The sequence below is a fragment of the Pseudomonas sp. BNK-44-b genome, from assembly GCF_047456245.1.
Lineage (GTDB): Bacteria > Pseudomonadota > Gammaproteobacteria > Pseudomonadales > Pseudomonadaceae > Aquipseudomonas > Aquipseudomonas machongensis.
In genome coordinates, this window is sequence record NZ_CP179908.1 from 4,152,998 (window position 1) to 4,167,825 (window position 14,828).

12 protein-coding genes are annotated in these 14,828 nt (G+C 65.1%); all 12 read left to right on the forward strand.

Going from position 1 to position 14,828, the window contains the following annotated elements; genetic code table 11:
• Positions 1 to 25: 25 nt before the first annotated feature.
• The 12 genes from ACMGGG_RS19090 (at position 26) to ACMGGG_RS19145 (ending at position 14,805) form a co-directional block, all read left to right on the forward strand.
• Positions 26 to 1,192, forward strand: coding sequence for an alginate biosynthesis protein Alg44 (locus ACMGGG_RS19090; RefSeq protein WP_054894917.1), 1,167 nt, complete (start codon positions 26 to 28; stop codon positions 1,190 to 1,192).
• Between the two features lie 13 nt (positions 1,193 to 1,205).
• Positions 1,206 to 2,717 (forward strand): alginate biosynthesis TPR repeat lipoprotein AlgK, encoded by a 1,512-nt coding sequence (gene algK / locus ACMGGG_RS19095; RefSeq protein ID WP_414154216.1) that lies wholly within the window; start codon positions 1,206 to 1,208, stop codon positions 2,715 to 2,717.
• Positions 2,714 to 4,192: an alginate export family protein gene (locus ACMGGG_RS19100; protein WP_063546035.1), complete on the forward strand. Its 1,479-nt coding sequence runs from the start codon at positions 2,714 to 2,716 to the stop codon at positions 4,190 to 4,192. Before algK ends, ACMGGG_RS19100 begins: the two co-directional genes overlap by 4 nt.
• 18 nt (positions 4,193 to 4,210) lie before the next feature.
• Positions 4,211 to 5,770 carry a mannuronan 5-epimerase AlgG gene (gene algG, locus ACMGGG_RS19105; RefSeq protein WP_414154217.1) on the forward strand — a complete coding sequence of 520 codons (1,560 nt, stop codon included), beginning with the start codon at positions 4,211 to 4,213 and terminating at the stop codon, positions 5,768 to 5,770.
• Between the two features lie 13 nt (positions 5,771 to 5,783).
• Positions 5,784 to 7,229 (forward strand): alginate O-acetyltransferase, encoded by a 1,446-nt coding sequence (locus ACMGGG_RS19110; protein ID WP_414154218.1) that lies wholly within the window; start codon positions 5,784 to 5,786, stop codon positions 7,227 to 7,229.
• A 7-nt stretch (positions 7,230 to 7,236) separates the two neighbouring features.
• Entirely contained in the window at positions 7,237 to 8,340 is a 1,104-nt protein-coding gene (locus ACMGGG_RS19115; protein WP_063546037.1) for a mannuronate-specific alginate lyase, read from the forward strand.
• Positions 8,341 to 8,522: 182 nt separating this feature from the next.
• Positions 8,523 to 9,983, forward strand: coding sequence for an MBOAT family O-acyltransferase (locus tag ACMGGG_RS19120; RefSeq protein WP_054894911.1), 1,461 nt, complete (start codon positions 8,523 to 8,525; stop codon positions 9,981 to 9,983).
• A gap of 10 nt (positions 9,984 to 9,993) precedes the next feature.
• Positions 9,994 to 11,151, forward strand: coding sequence for an alginate O-acetyltransferase (locus ACMGGG_RS19125; protein WP_414154219.1), 1,158 nt, complete (start codon positions 9,994 to 9,996; stop codon positions 11,149 to 11,151).
• A 17-nt stretch (positions 11,152 to 11,168) separates the two neighbouring features.
• Positions 11,169 to 11,816 (forward strand): alginate O-acetyltransferase AlgF, encoded by a 648-nt coding sequence (locus ACMGGG_RS19130; protein ID WP_112899103.1) that lies wholly within the window; start codon positions 11,169 to 11,171, stop codon positions 11,814 to 11,816.
• Positions 11,817 to 11,851: 35 nt separating this feature from the next.
• Positions 11,852 to 13,306 (forward strand): mannose-1-phosphate guanylyltransferase/mannose-6-phosphate isomerase, encoded by a 1,455-nt coding sequence (locus tag ACMGGG_RS19135; RefSeq protein WP_054894908.1) that lies wholly within the window; start codon positions 11,852 to 11,854, stop codon positions 13,304 to 13,306.
• A 132-nt stretch (positions 13,307 to 13,438) separates the two neighbouring features.
• Positions 13,439 to 13,903, forward strand: a complete 465-nt coding sequence (locus ACMGGG_RS19140) for a hypothetical protein (RefSeq protein WP_063546041.1) — start codon at positions 13,439 to 13,441, stop codon at positions 13,901 to 13,903.
• Between the two features lie 89 nt (positions 13,904 to 13,992).
• Positions 13,993 to 14,805 (forward strand): SDR family oxidoreductase, encoded by an 813-nt coding sequence (locus ACMGGG_RS19145; protein ID WP_414154220.1) that lies wholly within the window; start codon positions 13,993 to 13,995, stop codon positions 14,803 to 14,805.
• The last annotated feature ends 23 nt before the right edge of the window (positions 14,806 to 14,828 follow it).

Sequence of the window (14,828 nt, forward strand, 5' to 3'; positions counted from 1 at the left end):
ATCGATCCAACAGGAACAAATCGCCATGAATACCGCCGTGAACGTCAACGTCGTGCATGAGTCCGAAGCCCAGCGCCAGCACGCCCGGGTGCGCATCCCGGCCAAGCTGCGCTACCTGGACAGCGAGCGCCAGCCGCAGGATGTGAAGGTCGACGACCTCTCCGCCGGTGGTCTGTCGTTCCATGCCAAAAAAGCCCTCCCGGTCGGTGATGTCGTGCGTGGTCGCCTACAGTTCGTGGTCGACAACCTGGGGCTGTCGATGGACATCGAGTTCCTGGTGCGCTCGAGCGATCCACAAAGCGGCCGCACCGGTGTCGAATTCCAGAACCTGGAACCGCGCGATATCGCCACCCTGCGCCACATCATCACCTCCCACCTGTCCGGCGAGCTGATCAGCGTCGGTGATGTGCTCAGTACCCTGCAGCGCGACAACTTCACCAAGGCGCGCAAGCAGAAGGACGCAGGCTCCGGCCTTTCGGCCTTCGGTCGCCTGCGTGCCGTCACCGTCACCCTGGGCGTGTTCGTGGTCGGCATCGCCGCCTTCGGTTTCGTCGCCAAATCGCTGTACGGTCTGTACTTCGTCAGCCACGCCGAGGCCGGTGTGGTCGCAGTACCGACTACCAACGTCACCATGCCCCGCGACGGCAGCATGCAGAGCCTGGTGGAGAACGGTGCGCAGGTGGTCAAGGGCGCGCCGCTGGCAACCTTCAACACCAGTATGCTCGACCTGCTCAAGGGCCATCTGGACGACTCGCAACTGGAGCCAGCCAAGGTCGAGGAACTGTTCGGCAAGCAACTTTCCGGCACCCTCACCAGCCCCTGTGATTGCGTGGTCGCCCGCCAGCTGGTGGATGACGGCCAGTACGCCAGCAAGGGCCAGGTGGTCTACCAGTTGATCCCGCGCACCACCAACCCGATGGTCGAGGCGCGCTTCAGCTATCGCCAGTTCGACGAGGTCAAGCCCGGCACCCGGGTCAACTTCCAGATCGCCGGCGAAGACGAGGTGCGCACCGGTGTGATCGTCGGCAGCGCCAGCCTGGACAACGACAACCTGGCTTCGGACATCCGCGTGCAGATCAAGCCTGACGAGTCGCTGCCTGCAGAGCTGGCCGGCCGCCCGGCTTCGGTGAACAGCGACCGCGGTCCCTCGCTGAACTGGCTGATCGACAAGGCCGTGGCCCGCGGGCTCTGAGGGGGACAGGACGATGACGCCGAACAATTATCCCTGCGTCCCCGTGGGAGCGGACTTGCCCGCGAAGGGGCCAGCAGGCACACCTTCATCGCACGTCCCGGCCATTCGCGGGCAAGCCCGCTCCCACAGGGCTCTCGGGCTCTGCGTCCTGGCCATTACCCTGGCCGGCTGCGTCGGTTTGCCTGACCAGCGCCTGGCCAACGAGGCCCTGAAGCGCGGCGACACCGCCACCGCCGAGGCCAACTACAAGGCACTTGCCGACCTGGGCTACAGCGACGCACAGGTCGGCCTGGCCGACATTCAGGTTGGCACCCGCGACCCGGCCCAGCTCAAGCAGGCCGAAGCCACCTACCGCGCCGCAGCCGCTACCTCACCACGTGCCCAGGCACGCCTGGGCCGCCTGCTGGTGGCCAAGCCCGACAGCACCCAGGCCGAACGCGAAGAGGCCGAAACCCTGCTCAAGCTCGCGGCCAGGCAAGGTGAGGGCAACACCCTGATCCCGCTGGCGATGCTCTACCTGCAATACCCGCAGAGCTTCCCGAACATCAACGCCCAGCAGCAGATCGACCAGTGGCGCACCGCCGGCAACCCCGAGGCGGGCCTGGCCCAGGTGCTGCTGTACCGCACCCAAGGCACCTACGACCAGCACCTGGCCGAGGTGGAGAAGATCTGCAAGGCCGCGCTGAACAGCACCGACATCTGCTACGTGGAGTTGGCCACCGTCTACCAGAAACGCGCCCAACCCGACCAGCAGGCCGCCCTGCTCGACCAGCTCAAGGCCGCCTATGCCCGCAATGCGGTGCCTGCCACACGGGTCGACAGCGTCGCCCGCGTGCTCGCCGACCGGAGCCTCGGCCAGACCGACGAGAAGACCGCCAAGGATCTGCTCGAACATGTCGCCCCGGCCAACCCGGCATCCTGGGTCAGCCTTGCGCAACTGCTCTACGACTTCCCCGAACTGGGCGACACCGACCAGTTGATGGCCTACATCGACAAGGGCCGCGAAGCCGAGCAGCCCCGCGCCGAACTGTTGCTGGGCCGCCTCTACTACGAAGGCAAGACCGTCCCGGCCGATGCCGTGAAGGCCGAGCAACACCTGCAGGCCGCCGCCAACGCCGGCGAAATCAGCGCCCACTACTACCTCGGCCAGCTCTACCGCCGCGGCTACCTGGGCCATGTCGAGCCGCAGAAAGCGGTGGACCACCTGCTCAGTGCCGCCCGTGGCGGCCAGCTCAGTGCCGACTACGCCCTGGCCCAGCTCTACAGCGAAGGCCACGGCATCCGCCAGAACACCGGCAACGCCTGGGTATTCGCCCAGCTTGCCCAGGCCAACCCGACGCCGCAGTCCAGCGAACTGCTGCAGCAACTCGACCAGCAACTCACGCCCGACCAGCGCAGCCAGGCCCAGCGCCTGCTGGAGCAGGAGAAGAAGGCGCGTGCCGGGATGCTCCAGGCCAGCAACAGCCCGCTGGCCCTGGACGCCCTGCAAGACGAGAAAGACGTAGACGCCGAGGACTCGCTATGACGCTCAATCCCTTCGTGAAAGCCGGCATCGGCCTGAGCTTCGCCCTGCTGTGGTCGCTGCCGACCCTGGCCGCGGAAACCGCAGTGAAGAACTTCGGCCTGGACGTGAAGATCACCGGCCAGTCCGAGGACGACCGTGACCTGGGCACCCGCTCCGGCGGCGACGTCAACGGCCTGGGCCTGGACCTGCGTCCCTGGGTGTACGGCGAGCGCGGCAACTGGAGCGCCTTCGCCATGGGCCAGGCGGTGACTGCCACCGACATCATCGAGACCGACACCCTGCGCCAGAACGACGACGGCACCGCCGTCGACACCGGCGACGACAGCCGCAAGCCGGACAAGAGCTACCTGGCCCTGCGCGAATTCTGGATCGGCTACAGCGGTTTCACGCCCTACCCCGGCGAGCAACTGCGCTTCGGCCGCCAGCGCCTGCGCAGCGACGACGGCATGTGGCGCGACACCAACATCGAGGCGCTGAACTGGAGCTTCGACACCACCCTGCTCAAGGCCGACCTCGGTGTCGCCCAACGCTTCAGCGAATACCGCACCGACCTCACCGAGCTGGCCCCAGAAGACAAGGACCGCACGCACGTCTACGGCAACATCGCCACGCAGTGGACACCCGGCCACTGGGTCGGCCTGCGCGCCCACCATACCCATGACAGCGGCAGCCTGAAGAACCCCGGCGAGACCGTCGATGCCCTCGACAAGACCCGCACCGGCGACCTCACCTGGCTGGGCCTTGAGGCCAACAGCGACGCCTACAACTGGCGCAACGACCATACCGTCAACTACTGGGGCAGCGTCACCTGGCTGACCGGCAATCGCGACAGCCTCAGCAGCCAGCTGGTCGGCGAAGACCAGGTCGCCACCGGCAAACAGAGCGGCGACGTCAATGCCTGGGCCACCGACCTCGGTATCCGCCTGCGCCTCGACCCGCAGTGGCAGGTCGGCGCGGCCTACGCCCGTGGCAGCGGTGGTGGCGGCAGCGATGGCTCGAACAACTTCGAGCAGACCGGCCTTGAGAGCAACCGCTCCAACTTCACCGGCACCCGCTCGCGCGTGCACCGCTTCGGCGAGGCCTTCCGCGGCGAGCTGGGCAACCTGCAGGCCGCGACCCTGTTCGCCTCCTGGCAGCTGCGCGACGACTACGACGCAAGCTTCATCTACCACAAGTTCTGGCGCGTCGATGGCAACCAGAACATCGGCTCCAGCGGCATCAACGCGGTGGTCAACGACGATGGCATCAACCGTCCGCTGATCAACGGCGAGAAGGACCTGGGCCAGGAGATGGACGTGGTGGTCACCAAGTACTTCAAGCAGGGCCTGCTGCCCGCCTCGCTGAGCCAGTCGATCGACGAGCCGTCGGCCCTGGTACGCCTGCGCGCCGGTGTGTTCAAGCCCGGCGATGCCTATGGCAAGGAAGCGGACTCGTACATGCACCGCGCCTTCGTCGACGTGATCTGGCGCTTCTGAGGCCGGGAGAGGACCGTTATGAACCTGCACCCGAACCTCCGCCACAGCCTGCTCGCCAGCGCCCTGCTGCTGGCCAGCGGCATGGCCGCCGCCGCCCAGCCGGCGGTGATCGTCAAGGAGCTGCAACAGGCCAAGACCTACACCGTCGCCAGCGCGCCGATCGAGCCGCTGCAGATGGATCCGCCCAAGCTGCCCGACCTCTCCGGCTACACCGCGCAGGCCGTGCAACAGAAGATCGACCGCCGCCACAAGGGCAAGGTCAGCGTGCGCCGCATGCTCCAGGAAGAGTCGCTCAAGGAATTCATCGGCGGCGACAACAAGGCCGCCGAGTGGGTCCAGCGCCAGCACGGCATCCCCCAGGCGATCTTCGTCGATGACGGGCATGTCGACCTGGTCGAACTGAGCAAGAAGGTGCCCGCCCAGTACCTGCGCGAAACCGCGCCGGGCGTGTATCTGGCGCGCCTGCCGATCGTGGTCGGGCGCAAGGGCGTGCTGGAGATCGACGGCAAGGTCAAGGAGCTGCGCCTCTCCCAGGAGGGCGGTTCGTTCATCGTCAACGACGGCAAGCTGTTCGTCAGCGATACCCAGGTCACCGGCTGGCGCGAGCAGGCCAACGGCCCGGCGACTTTCCGCTCGCCCAAGGAATTCCGCCCGTTCCTGCTCAGCTGGGGCGGCACCGAGACGTACATCGTCAACAGCAAGATGGCCAGCTTCGGCTATGCCAAGTCCAAGTCGTATGGCGTGAGCATCTCGCAGTACACGCCGAACATGGCCAAGCAGATGGGCCGCCCTGAACCAACCGGCTGGATCATCGGCTCGGAGTTCAGCGACATGTGGTACGGCTTCTACTGCTACGAGACCAGCGACTTCGTGGTCAAGGACTCGACCTACCGCGACAACATCGTCTACGGCATCGACCCGCACGACCGCTCGCACCGCCTGATCATTGCCGGCAACACCGTGTACGGCACCAAGAAGAAGCACGGGATCATCGTCTCGCGCGAGGTCAACGACAGCTGGATCATCAACAACAAGAGCTACGACAACAAGCTCTCGGGCGTGGTGATCGACCGTAACAGCGTCAACAACCTGATCGCCTACAACGAGATCTACCGCAACCACACCGACGGCATCACCCTCTACGAGAGCGGCGACAACCTGATCTGGGGCAACAAGCTGATCAACAACCGTCGCCACGGCATCCGCGTACGCAACAGCGTGAACATCCGCCTGTACGAAAACATCGCCATGGCCAACGGCCTGGTCGGGGTGTACGGGCACATCAAGGACCTCTCCGACACCGACCGCGACATCGCCCTCGACCCGTTCGACACCAAGGTGTCGCTCATCGTGGTCGGCGGCGAGCTGGCGGCCAACGGTTCCGGGCCCTTGTCGATCGACTCGCCGCTGTCGGTGGAGCTGTACAAGGTCTCCATGCTCGCCCCGCGCAAGTCCAGCGGCATCAGCCTCAACGGCGTGCTCGGCGAGCGTCAGGACGAAATCCTCGACCTGCTGGTGCGCCAGCAGAAGGCCGTGCTGATCGACCCGGTCGAACGCCAGACCGAAATGATCGATTAAGGAAGCCCAGACCATGACCCCACACCTGATGAAACTGCTCGGCCTGTCCGCCGCCCTCCTGGCCATCAGCCAGGGCGTGCGCGCCGACGACGTGCAGCCACCGAGCTTCAGCGCCGAGCCGTGCTGCCAGCTGTGCCCTGAGGCCCACGACGCCAGCCGCTACACCACCCGCTACCAGCAGAACTTCACCACCCTGGTGCAGGCCCAGGGCGACTGGCTGTTCCGTACCCGCGAAGACCTGCGCACCGAGTTCGACACCACGCCCGGCGGCTACAAGCGCCTGCAGCAGGTGCACGATGCGTTCAAGAAACGCGGCGTGGAGCTGGTGGTGGTCTACCAGCCGACCCGTGGCCTGGTAAACCGCAACATGCTCAATCCCGAAGAGAAGGCTGCCTTCGACTACCAGAAAGCCCTGCACAACTACCAGGCGATGCTGCAGCGCTTCGCCCGGATGGGCTACAACGTGCCCGACCTCTCGCCCCTGACCAACGAGCAGCTCGCCGCCGCCGACCAGGGCAAGGACTTCTACTTCCGCGGCGACCAGCACTGGACGCCCTACGGCGCCGAGCGCGCAGCGAAGATCGTGGCCGACACCGTGCACAAGATGCCGGCTTTCGAGGGTATTCCACGCAAGGAATTCGAAACCCGGAAATCCGGACGCATGGGCAAGACCGGCACCCTGCACAACGTCGCCGGACAACTGTGCGGCACCAGCTATGCGGTGCAGTACATGGACCAGTTCGCCACCGAACCCAAGGGGGGCGCCAGCGGCGGCGACGACCTGTTCGGCGATTCAGGCAACGCGCAGATCACCCTGGTCGGCACCAGCCACAGTGGCAAGAACTACAACTTCTCGGGCTTTCTGGAACAGTACATCGGCGCCGACGTACTCAACGTCGCCTTCCCCGGCGGTGGCCTGGAAGGCTCGATGATCCAGTACCTGGGCAGCGAGGAGTTCCACAAGAACCCGCCGAAGATCCTGATCTGGGAATTCTCGCCGCTGTACCGCCTGGACCAGGAAACCATCTGGCGGCAGATCCTCGGCCTGCTCGACGATGGCTGCGACGGCCGCCCGGCGCAAATGAGCGCCAGCACCACACTCAAGCCGGGCAAGAACGAGCTGATGGTCAACGGCAAGGGTGGCGTGATCAAGGACCTGGTCAACCGCAATCACCAACTCGACATCCGTTTCGAGGACACCTCGGTCAAGGTGCTGCAGGCCACCCTCTGGTACCTGAACGGGCGCCACGAGGACATCAAGATCGAAAAACCCGAGACCTCCGACACCGACGGACGCTTCGTCTTCCAGATGCGCGAGGACGAAGACTGGGCCAGCCAGAACCTGCTGGCCCTGGAAGTCCAGGGCCCGGAAAACGGCACCCAGAAAGTCGAGGCCAAGCTCTGCAAACGCAACAACTTCGCCGGCAGCGCGCGCAACACCGCGCAAGCCGGCCAGTGAGGCGAACATGACGACATTGAAGCGAACCTTCAGCCCCGCCCTGCTCGCGCTGGCCTTGTTCGGCGGTGCCGCGCAGGCTGCGCTGGTGCCCCCGCAGGGTTACTACGAGGGCATCGAGAAACTCAAGACCAGCGACGGCAACTTCACTTGCGAAGCCGCGCCCAAGCCCTACACCGGCGCGCTGCAGTTTCGCAGCAAGTACGAGGGTTCGGACAAGGCTCGGGCAACGCTCAACGTCGCCTCTGAAAAAGCCTTCCGCGACTCCACCGCCGACATCACCACCCTGGAGAAGGGCGTCAGCAAGATGGTCGGCCAGTACATGCGCGACGGTCGCCCGGCCCAGCTCGATTGCGTGCTGACCTGGCTCGGCACCTGGGCGCGCGCCGATGCGCTGGAGTCCACCGATTTCAACCACACCGGCAAGTCCATGCGCAAATGGGCGCTGGGCAGCATGAGCGGCTCGTGGCTGCGCTTGAAGTTCTCCAACTCCCAGCCACTGGCCGCGCACCAGGCCGAGGCCGAGCTGATCGAGAAGTGGCTCGCCAAGCTGGCGACACAGACCGTGCGCGACTGGAGCGACCTGCCGCTGGAGAAGATCAACAACCATAGCTACTGGGCGGCCTGGTCGGTGATGGCCACGGCAGTGGCCACCGACCGGCGCGACCTGTTCGACTGGGCAGTGAAGGAGTTCAAGGTCGGCGCCAACCAGATCGACGACCAAGGCTTCCTGCCCAACGAGATCAAACGTCGCCAGCGCGCGCTGGCCTACCACAACTACGCCCTGCCGCCGCTGGCGATGATCGCCAGCTTCGCCCAGGTCAATGGCGTGGACCTGCGCAAGGAAAACAACTTCGCCCTGCAGCGTCTGGGCGAAGGCGTGCTGGCCGGTGCCCGCGATCCGGTGCACTTCGCCGAGCGCGCCGGGGTCAAGCAGGACCTCAAGGACCTCAAGGTCGACAGCAAGTACGCCTGGCTCGAACCCTGGTGCGCGCTGTACCAGTGCGTCGGCGACACCCTCAAGCGCAAGCACGACATGCAGCCGTTCAACAGCTTCCGCATGGGTGGCGACATGACACGGGTCTACGACCCGAGCGCGGAAAGCAAAAAATGAAGTGACCCCTTTGGGAGCGGGCTTGTCCCGCGATTGCGTCCGACTGGACAACACCGGCGAATCGACTGACGCAATCGCGGGACAAGCCCGCTCCCACAGGGACCAAGGTGATCCCCCGCATTTTCGTGGGGGGTTTGGGGGGCGCTGTGCCCCGGATGCTGTGAACAAAAAGGAGAACCGGGATGGTCTTCTCGTCCAACGTGTTCCTGTTCCTGTTCTTGCCGGTTTTCCTCGGCTTGTACTACCTGAGCGGGAACCGCTATCGCAACCTGCTGTTGCTGGTGGCCAGCTACATCTTCTACGCCTGGTGGCGGGTAGACTTCCTGGCGCTGTTCGCAGGCGTCACCCTGTGGAATTACTGGATCGGTCTGAAAGTCGGCGCTGCCGGCGTGCGCACCAAGCCGGCCCAGCGCTGGCTGCTGCTGGGCGTGGGCGTGGACCTGGCGATCCTCGGCTACTTCAAGTACGCCAACTTCGGCGTCGACAGCCTCAACGCGATCATCAGCTCGTTCGGCCTTGAGCCGTTCATCCTCACCCACGTGCTGCTGCCGATCGGTATCTCGTTCTACATCTTCGAGTCGATCAGCTACATCATCGACGTGTACCGCGGCGACACCCCGGCCACGCGCAACCTGATCGACTTCGCCGCGTTCGTGGCGATCTTCCCGCACCTGATCGCCGGCCCCGTGCTGCGCTTCAAGGACCTGGTCGATCAGTTCAACAACCGCACCCACACCCTGGACAAGTTCTCCGAAGGCTGCACCCGCTTCATGCAGGGCTTCATCAAGAAAGTGTTCATCGCCGACACCCTGGCGGTGGTCGCCGACCACTGCTTCGCCCTGCAGAACCCCACCACCGGCGATGCCTGGCTGGGCGCGCTGGCCTACACCGCGCAGCTGTACTTCGACTTCTCCGGCTACAGCGACATGGCCATCGGCCTGGGCCTGATGATGGGCTTTCGCTTCATGGAGAACTTCAAGCAGCCCTACATCAGCCAGTCGATCACCGAGTTCTGGCGGCGCTGGCACATCAGCCTGTCGACCTGGCTGCGCGACTACCTGTACATCACCCTGGGCGGCAACCGCGGCGGCACCTTCGCCACCTACCGCAACCTGTTCCTGACCATGCTGCTGGGCGGCCTGTGGCACGGCGCCAACTTCACCTACATCATCTGGGGCGCCTGGCACGGCATGTGGCTGGCGATCGAACGCGCGCTGGGCATCGACACCAACCCGCAGCGCTTCAACCCGATCAAATGGGCCTTCACCTTCCTGCTGGTGGTCGTCGGCTGGGTGATCTTCCGCGCCGAAAACCTCGAAGTGGCCGGCCGCATGTACGGCGCCATGTTCAGCTTCGGCCAGTGGCAGCTGTCGGAACTCAACCGCGCCCAACTCACCGGCCTGCAGGTGGCCACGCTGATCGTCGCCTACCTGACCCTGGCGTTCTTCGGCCTGCGCGACTTCTACCGCAACGCAACGCCACCGGCCGCCCCGCGCATTCCGGCGCAAGTACATGGCGACGGCACGCTGAGCCTGGACTGGAGCCGGGTCATGACCCGCGCCCTGGTGCTGCTGCTGTTCGTGGCCTCGATCCTCAAGCTTTCGGCGCAGAGCTACTCGCCGTTCCTGTACTTCCAGTTCTGAGGTGGATGACATGAACCGCACACTTCGCATCACCTATTCGCTGTCGTTCCTCGGTCTGCTGGTAGGCCTGGGCGCCTGGTCGGTCGGGGGCCTGGAGAGCTTCAACCGCACCGGGCAGATGACCTTGCTCGACGGCAAGCTGGCCAAGGCCGCCGAAACCCACTACGACGAACAGTTCCCGATCAAGCGCCTGGGCACCAACCTCTGGGCCGCACTGGACTTCAAGCTGTTCAACGAAGGCCGCCCCGGTGTGGTGCTGGGCCGCGACCAGTGGCTGTTCAGCGATGAGGAATTCAACCCCACCGCCAACGCCGACCAACTGATGCAGGACAACCTGGCGCTGATCCGCGGCGTGCGCGACACCCTGCAGCGCCAGAACATCGAGCTGGTGCTGGCGATCGTGCCGGCCAAGGCACGGGTCTATGCCGAGTACCTGGGCAAGGAGACGCCCGCCAGCCTGCACGGCGAGTTGTTCAACCAGTTCCACGCCCAGGCGCGCCAGGCCAACGTGTTCGCCCCCGACCTGCTCGCCCCACTGGAGCAGGCCAAGGCCCGTGGCCAGGTATTCCTGCGCACCGACACGCACTGGACGCCAATGGGCGCCGAAGTGGTTGCCCAGTCCATCGCCGAAGGCGTCAAGCGCCAGCAACTGCTCGACAGCCAACCCCAGGCCTACATCACCGAGGCGGGCAAGACTGCGCCATACAAAGGCGACCTGACCAACTTCCTGCCGCTCGACCCGCTGTTCAGCAACCTGCTGCCAACTCCGGACAACCTGCAGCAGCGCACCACTCGCCCGGCGCAAGCCGAGGGCGACGACGGCGATGCGCTGTTCGCCGACAGCGCCATCCCGGTGGCACTGGTGGGCACCAGCTACAGCGCCAACCCGCACTGGAACTTCCTCGGCGCCCTGCAACAGGCGCTGCACAGCGACGTCGCCAACTATGCCGAGGACGGCCACGGCCCGCTGCTGCCGATGCTCAAGTACCTGCAGAGCGACGCCTTCAAGAACACCCCGCCACAGGTCGTGGTGTGGGAGTTCCCCGAGCGCTATCTGCCAATGAAGAACGACCTCAGCAGCTTCGATCCGCAGTGGATCGCACAACTGAAGAACACCCGTAAATCCGAAGAAAACCTGGCCCTTTCGTCCAACCGGACGGACCACTGAAAGAGAGGAACACGCACATGACTCACAAGCCATCCATCGCCAAAGCCCTCACCCTCGCGGCCGGCCTTTCCCTGGCATCGCTGCAGGCCTTCGCCGGCGCCGACGCCGCACTCTATGGCCCTAGCGCCCCGAAAGGCTCGACCTTCGTGCGCCTGTACAACGCAAGCTCCGCGCCCACCGCGGCCTCGGTCGGCAATACCCAGATCAAGCAGGTCGGTGCCCAGGCCAGCAGCGACTTCAGCTTCCTGCCTGGCGGCGACTATACCGCCCAGGTCGGCGGCAAGAGCGTGCCGGTCAAGCTGGCCTCGGACAAGTACTACACCCTGGTCAACAACAACAGCGGCAACCCGCAACTGATCGAGGAGCCGCCGTTCAAGAACAAGCAGAAAGCGCTGGTGCGCGTGCAGAACCTCAGCGACCAGTCGCTGACCCTCAAGACCGCCGACGGCAAGACCGAAGTGGTCAAGCCGGTGGCCGCCAAGGGTCGCGGCGAGCGCGAAATCAATCCGGTCAAGGTCAACCTGGCCCTGTTCGACGGCAACAAGAAAGTCAGCGACGTCAAACCCGTCGCCCTGGAGCGCGGCGAAGCGGCCGTGCTGTATGTCACCGGTTCCGGCAACAGCTTGTCGCCGGTGTGGGTAACTCGCCCCGTGGCTAGCAACTGATCCCCCTGCCTCTAAACGACTATTGGAGAAACATGATGATCCCGGTAATTCTTTCTGGTGGTAGCGGTTCGCGTCTGTGGCCTCTGTCGCGCAAGCAGTTCCCCAAGCAGTTCCTGGCGTTGACCGGCGAACACACCCTGTTCCAGCAGACCCTCCAGCGCCTGGTGTTCGAGGGCATGGATACCCCCATCGTGGTCTGCAACAAGGACCACAAGTTCATCGTCCAGGAGCAGTTGGCGGGCCTGAAGCTCGAAACCCAGGCCATTCTCATGGAGCCCTTCGGGCGCAACACCGCGCCAGCGGTGGCAATGGCCGCCATGAAACTGGTCAACGAGGGCCGCGACGAGCTGATGCTGGTGCTGCCCGCCGACCACGTGATCGAGGACCAGAAAGCCCTGCAACGCGCCCTGGCCCTGGCCACCGTGGCGGCCGAGCGCGGCGAGATGGTGCTGTTCGGCGTGCCGGCGACCAAGCCCGAGACCGGCTACGGCTACATCCGCTCCAGCCAGGACGCCCTGCTGCCAGAGGGCGTGGCGCGGGTCGCGCAGTTCGTCGAAAAGCCCGATGAGAAGCGTGCCAACGAGTTCGTGCGTGCCGGCGGTTACTTCTGGAACAGCGGGATGTTCCTGTTCCGCGCCAGCCGCTTCCTCGAAGAGCTGAAAAAGCACGACCCGGACATCTACGACACCTGCCTGCTGGCCCTGGAGCGCAGCGACGAAGAGGCCGACGTGCTGAGCATCGACGAAGCCACCTTCGCCTGCTGCCCGGACAACTCCATCGACTACGCGGTGATGGAAAAGACCCAGCGCGCCTGCGTGGTGCCGTTGTCGGCCGGCTGGAGCGACGTGGGCTGCTGGTCGTCGCTGTGGGATGTGCACGAGAAGGACGACAACGGCAACGTCACCAAGGGCGACGTGGTGGTGCAGGACAGCCACAACTGCATGATCCACGGTAACGGCAAGCTGGTATCGGTGATCGGCCTTGAGAACATCGTCGTGGTCGAGACCAAGGACGCAATGATGATTGCCCACAAGGACAAGGTCCAGGGCGTCAAGCAACTGGTCAACACCCTCGACCAGCAAGGCCGCAGCGAGACCCAGAACCACCTCGAGGTGTACCGTCCGTGGGGCTCCTACGACTCGGTGGACATGGGTGGACGCTTCCAGGTCAAGCACATCACCGTCAAACCAGGCGCCAGCCTGTCGCTGCAGATGCACCACCACCGCGCCGAGCACTGGATCGTGGTCAGCGGCACCGCCGAGGTGACCTGCGACGAGAACGTGTTCCTGCTCACCGAGAACCAGTCGACCTACATCCCGATTGCCTCGGTGCACCGCCTGCGCAATCCGGGCAAGATCCCGCTGGAGATCATCGAAGTGCAGTCCGGGAGCTACCTGGGCGAGGATGATATCGAGCGCTTCGAGGATGTGTACGGGCGTACTTCCACGCCGGTGGAGCGTGGGGTTTCGGTGAAGACCATCGCGCAGTAACGGCAGCGCTTTCATCGCGGAACAAGTCGCAGCGGCGGTTCGCCGCTGCGACGTGTTCCGCGATGGCGTTTTTGAGCCATGCGTCATTTCCCGCTACGATGATCGAACCGCCCAACCAAGGCCTGCACCCTCATGATCATCGGCGCCTTTCTCATCCTCACCTGGCTGGTCCTGCTGCTGCGCTACCCGGCCAAGGCCCTGCCGATTTCCATGGCCGCCGTGTGCGGCCTGGGTCTGGTTGCGTTGTTCGTGGTCTGGCAGGACAGCCGCGAAGCCTCGCAACTGGCCCGTCTCGATCTGCGCCTGAGTTATGCGCCCGATCAATGCCCCGCCGACCGCGCCCTGCAAGTACGAATGAAGAACGGCAACAAGGTGCCGCTCACCGAGCTGCGCTGGCGGGTTGCCGCCTACACCCCGGGCGATACGGTCAACCTTGCCGAAAACACCTATGCCGCGCCGCGCTATCGTGGGCCCGGTGAGCTGCAGCCGGGTGCCGAATGGACAGACTGCCTGCCATTGCCACCGCTGCGCTCTGGCTATCGTGCGCAGACCCTGGAGTTTCGTGCCGAGCACCTGCAAGGTACATTTGCCAATTGACCGGGCGACCGCGTCGAGCTTTTCGCGGGCTTGCCCGCCAAGAGGCCGGTGCAGACGCTGCACATCTCACCTGACAGCAGACCCTGACCATGCCCACCGTTCTTGTCACCGGTTGTTCCAGCGGCATCGGCCGCGCCCTGGCCGATACCTTCCGCGATGCCGGCCACCAGGTCTGGGCCACCGCCCGCAAGCCTGAAGATGTCGAGCGCCTCGCCAGCGCAGGCTTCGTCGCCCGGCAACTGGACGTCAACGACCCGCAGGCCCTGACACTGCTGGCCGAGCAGTTGCCAGAACTCGACATCCTGATCAACAACGCCGGCTACGGCGCCATGGGCCCGCTGCTCGACGGCGGCGTCGAAGCCCTGCAGCGCCAGTTCGAAACCAATGTGTTCTCGCTGGTCGGCGTGACCCGCGCCCTGTTCCCGCTGCTGCGCCGCTCCAAAGGCCTGGTGGTGAACATCGGCAGCGTGTCCGGGGTCCTGGTCACGCCCTTCGCCGGGGCCTACTGTGCCTCGAAGGCCGCCGTGCATGCGCTCAGCGACGCCCTGCGCCTGGAGCTGGCACCGTTCGGGATCCGGGTGATGGAAGTGCAGCCCGGGGCGATCGCTTCGCAGTTCGCCAGCAATGCACAGCACGAAGCCGAGCAGGTACTGGTAGCGGATTCGCCGTGGTGGCCGTTGCGCGAACAGGTGCAGGCCAGGGCTCGCGCCTCGCAGGACAGGCCGACCCCAGCGGCGACCTTTGCCCAGGGATTGCTGGCAGCCACACGCAAGACGCCGACACCGGCGCTGGTGAGGCTGGGCAATGGCAGCACCGCCTTGCCGTTGATGGCACGGCTGCTGCCGCAGCGGTTGCTGGACAAGGTGTTGCGCAAGCGCTTCGGGTTGTTGCGCCCGCTTTGAAGCAGTAGTGGATTCTTCGCGGG

What these genes read in the sequence shown, in the direction of transcription:
- ACMGGG_RS19090 (WP_054894917.1), top strand. Translation starts at nt 26, where the DNA reads ATGAATACCGCCGTGAACGTCAACGTCGTGCATGAGTCCGAAGCCCAG.
- algK (WP_414154216.1), top strand. Translation starts at nt 1,206, where the DNA reads ATGACGCCGAACAATTATCCCTGCGTCCCCGTGGGAGCGGACTTGCCC.
- ACMGGG_RS19100 (WP_063546035.1), top strand. Translation starts at nt 2,714, where the DNA reads ATGACGCTCAATCCCTTCGTGAAAGCCGGCATCGGCCTGAGCTTCGCC.
- algG (WP_414154217.1), top strand. Translation starts at nt 4,211, where the DNA reads ATGAACCTGCACCCGAACCTCCGCCACAGCCTGCTCGCCAGCGCCCTG.
- ACMGGG_RS19110 (WP_414154218.1), top strand. Translation starts at nt 5,784, where the DNA reads ATGACCCCACACCTGATGAAACTGCTCGGCCTGTCCGCCGCCCTCCTG.
- ACMGGG_RS19115 (WP_063546037.1), top strand. Translation starts at nt 7,237, where the DNA reads ATGACGACATTGAAGCGAACCTTCAGCCCCGCCCTGCTCGCGCTGGCC.
- ACMGGG_RS19120 (WP_054894911.1), top strand. Translation starts at nt 8,523, where the DNA reads ATGGTCTTCTCGTCCAACGTGTTCCTGTTCCTGTTCTTGCCGGTTTTC.
- ACMGGG_RS19125 (WP_414154219.1), top strand. Translation starts at nt 9,994, where the DNA reads ATGAACCGCACACTTCGCATCACCTATTCGCTGTCGTTCCTCGGTCTG.
- ACMGGG_RS19130 (WP_112899103.1), top strand. Translation starts at nt 11,169, where the DNA reads ATGACTCACAAGCCATCCATCGCCAAAGCCCTCACCCTCGCGGCCGGC.
- ACMGGG_RS19135 (WP_054894908.1), top strand. Translation starts at nt 11,852, where the DNA reads ATGATCCCGGTAATTCTTTCTGGTGGTAGCGGTTCGCGTCTGTGGCCT.
- ACMGGG_RS19140 (WP_063546041.1), top strand. Translation starts at nt 13,439, where the DNA reads ATGATCATCGGCGCCTTTCTCATCCTCACCTGGCTGGTCCTGCTGCTG.
- ACMGGG_RS19145 (WP_414154220.1), top strand. Translation starts at nt 13,993, where the DNA reads ATGCCCACCGTTCTTGTCACCGGTTGTTCCAGCGGCATCGGCCGCGCC.